Source organism: Hydrocoleum sp. CS-953, assembly GCF_002260545.1.
GTDB lineage: Bacteria > Cyanobacteriota > Cyanobacteriia > Cyanobacteriales > Microcoleaceae > Trichodesmium.
Map to the genome: position 1 here is coordinate 1 of NZ_LGSU01000346.1, position 2,827 is coordinate 2,827.

The following is a 2,827-nucleotide window of genomic DNA, read 5'->3' on the forward strand; positions in this document are numbered from 1 at the left end:
TGAAAACCAGGGGCAACGAACCAACGAAATTTCCTGTTTAATAATAGATGAGGCAAAAAATCAGACTTCAAAATCCTCACCTTGAGTGCTTCACACAATGATATGGGAAATGCCAGAAAAACTAAAACGATCTAGTTAGAGTTACCATCCGGTGAAAACCAGACGCAACGAACCAACTAATTTCCATGTTTGATGATAGATGAGCAAATAGTCAGACTCAAACACCTTAACTTTTGAGTGCTTCACGCAATGATATATTCCCCACCATCAAAACTCAGACGATACTCAGACGATCTAGTTATAGTTACTATCTAGTGAAAACCAGGGGCAACGAACCAACGAAATTTCCTGTTTAATAATAGATGAGGCAAAAAATCAGACTTCAAAATCCTCACCTTGGAGTGCTTCACACAATGAGATAGGAAATGCCAGAAAAACTAGATCGATCTAGTTATGGCTCAATATCTATGGAGAGATATTTCTAATATAGAAAAAGAGTCCCTTAATGAACCTAGAAGAGTGTTTTTGGGCCAAAAAAATGAATAAAAGTTAAAGAAGTCTTGAAATCTACATAAATTAAAGGTTTTACCGCTCCATATTACCCAATCAGAGATTAGAATAAACCAGTGAAAGCTAGATTATATGGGGTTTTCAGCAAAAAAAATATCAAGTTTTGCCTAAGACAGCCACTTATGATATGCCAGAGAATCTGGGAAAACATTATCAGTCAAAAGGTTTGAGGTTTTGGTAAGAATTATAAAAAGGTACAGTTAACAGCAAAAAGCCCAGTAACTGAAAAACCTACTCACAAGACCCCAAAACTTTGCTGACTTGAACTTAAGATTTACTGGTTACTAACTAAACCCTGCTAGAATGTTTTGTCCAAATAAAAAAGGAGTATTTCAATGAACAAAGGTGAATTAGTTGACGAAATTGCAAAAAAAGCTGACGTTACGAAAAAGCAAGCCGATGCTGTACTAAGTGCAGCCCTAGAAGCTATCATGGAGGCTGTGGCTAGTGGGGACAAAGTTACCCTAGTTGGCTTTGGTTCATTTGAATCAAGAGAACGCAAAGCACGGGAAGGTCGTAATCCCAAAACAGGTGACAAAATGGAAATACCTGAAACTACAGTACCAGCCTTTTCTGCGGGTAAATCTTTCAAAGAGTTAGTCGCCGACAAGAACGGTAAATAAATAGAATCCAGCTTTGACTAAACCAGTACACGGAGGAAATTTAGCTTGGGCAGCCACAATAGCAGGTTGTCAAATATCTGCTATTCTGGATTTCTCAGCTAGTATTAATCCTCTAGGGCCACCTGATTCTGCCATTAATGCCATTCAAACTAATATCAGTCAACTTAGAGCTTACCCAGACCCTAATTATCAGGAGTTAAGGAAAGCTCTTAGTTTGACTCATCCTCCTCTAACTCCAGAGTGGATTTTGCCTGGCAATGGTGCAGCCGAATTATTAACTTGGGCAGCTCTAGAATTGTCAAAGCTGGAAAAAATTTATTTAGTAGCGCCTGCTTTTGGTGACTATCGACGCGCTCTGCAAACTTTTACAGCTAATGTAGTTGAATTTCCTCTAACAATAGGGGAATGGAAATTAGAGCAGTTGGAAATAGAAGCTGATACAAACAAAGGACTGCTGCTCAATAATCCTCACAATCCCACGGGAATGTTGATGGAGCTAGAAACAATAGTCCCTTATTTGGAACAGTTTGGTTTGGTAGTGGTAGATGAAGCATTTATGGACTTCTTACCACCACCCCAACTTCAAAGCTTAGTACCACTGGTGACAAAATTTGAGAATTTGGTTATTTTACGCTCTCTGACTAAATTCTATAGTTTACCGGGATTAAGATTAGGTTATGTAATTTCTCATCCTGAACGCCTCCAAAAATGGCAAAAATGGCGAGACCCTTGGCCTGTAAATACCTTGGCCATAGCTGCGGCCCAAGGAGTTCTTCAAGACCAAGCATTTCAACAGGAAACTTGGAATTGGTTAGCAGATGCTCGTCCTCAACTATTCCAAGGTTTAAGGGAGTTACCGGGTTTACAACCATATCCAGGTGCAGCCAACTTTTTATTAGTCCACTCTCAAACATCCGTTGACCAGCTACAGATAAAATTACTCAAACAACATAAAATTTTGATTAGAGATTGTTTGAGTTTTCCAGAATTGGGCGATCGCTATTTTCGAGTCGCTGTCCGTACCCAACAAGAGAATCAAAAGTTAATTGATGCTTTAGCAGAAATTTTGAATTGAGGAGTCAGGAGTCGTAGGGGCTTGCTGGCCATTCGCCCTTACAGAATAAACGGGAATTATAGGAGAGGTAGGAGGAAGAATTTTCAATAATTGATAATTACCTCTCCCTAAAACGGATTGGATTGAATAAAAGGAAAGTAAATTCATTGTTTCTCCTTAATCATGAGAGGCTTTAAACCTTAATTATTCGGTAAGAGTGATTTTTCTGTCCTTATCTACATAGTAGGGGTTCGGTCTCCAAACCGAAAAAGTCTTGTAGTAAGGGGAGGAGTCAGGAGTCAGGAGTTAGGGGAATTATAGAGGAGGTAGGAGGAAGAATATTCCCTTGATTTTTCTGCCTTTATCTGCCTAAAATGCTAATTTTTTGAACCTGAGCGACCTAAAAGCTTGCAATTTTTTCGACTGAAAAAAAGCTAAAACATCTACAGATAAAGGTTTTTATATTTAATCAGCAAGCCTTAACTTAGAGATAATTTTCATTATCCACTATCCATTATCAATTAATAAGATTTCCGTACTTGATTTAATTAAGTACAGTTTTAACCAGAGGTAATTATTC

The 2,827-nt window shown here is 38.3% G+C and carries 2 protein-coding genes; both read left to right on the forward strand.

From position 1 onward, the window contains the following. Positions 1–905 precede the first annotated feature (905 nt). Complete coding sequence (locus tag AFK68_RS03245; RefSeq protein ID WP_094671573.1) at positions 906–1,193, forward strand: HU family DNA-binding protein; 288 nt, start codon at positions 906–908, stop codon at positions 1,191–1,193. Positions 1,194–1,206: 13 nt separating this feature from the next. After that, a complete protein-coding gene (cobD, locus tag AFK68_RS03250; RefSeq protein ID WP_094671574.1) occupies positions 1,207–2,268 on the forward strand; it encodes a threonine-phosphate decarboxylase CobD in 1,062 nt (353 codons plus the stop codon). The last annotated feature ends 559 nt before the right edge of the window (positions 2,269–2,827 follow it).

Coding starts and splice junctions, on each gene's coding strand:
- AFK68_RS03245 (WP_094671573.1), top strand. CDS start 906: ATGAACAAAGGTGAATTAGTTGACGAAATTGCAAAAAAAGCTGACGTT.